Genomic DNA, 441 nt, shown 5'->3' on the forward strand with positions numbered 1-441 from the left:
GGCCGAAGCAGTCGGCGAGGTAGTAGCCCATCTCGCAGCCGCCGTTACCGTGATCGGAAGCCATCTTGACGCAGTTCTCGGCACCCACAGCCTGGCCGATGGGGCCCTCGGGCTTGGTCATGGCGTAGACGCGCACGCCCATGTCCTTCATCTTCTTGACGGCCTCGAGGACCTCGGGGGTGGTGCCGGACTCGGAGGCGGTGAGCACGACGGACTTCTCGGTCATGCGCTTGTGGCCCATGACGTTCCACTCGGCGGCGTGGATCAGGTAGACCTCGAGGTCGCGGTCGCCGAACTTGTTCATGAGGTACTCGAGCTGCATGAGCTCGTCCCAGGTGCCGCCGACGCCCATCAGGAACACGGCGTCGTAGCCCTCGTCGGCGACCTTGTCGGCGAGCGCGGTCATCTTCTTGCCGGCCTCGTAGACGTTCTTGCCGTCCT

General features: G+C 65.1%; 1 pseudogene. It reads right to left on the bottom strand.

The features are described from left to right. Positions 1–441: pseudogene (locus DW850_RS09975) on the bottom strand (SIS domain-containing protein); the annotation flags it as partial.

The organism is Collinsella sp. AM36-4AA, assembly GCF_003467795.1.
In the GTDB taxonomy this organism is placed as follows: domain Bacteria; phylum Actinomycetota; class Coriobacteriia; order Coriobacteriales; family Coriobacteriaceae; genus Collinsella.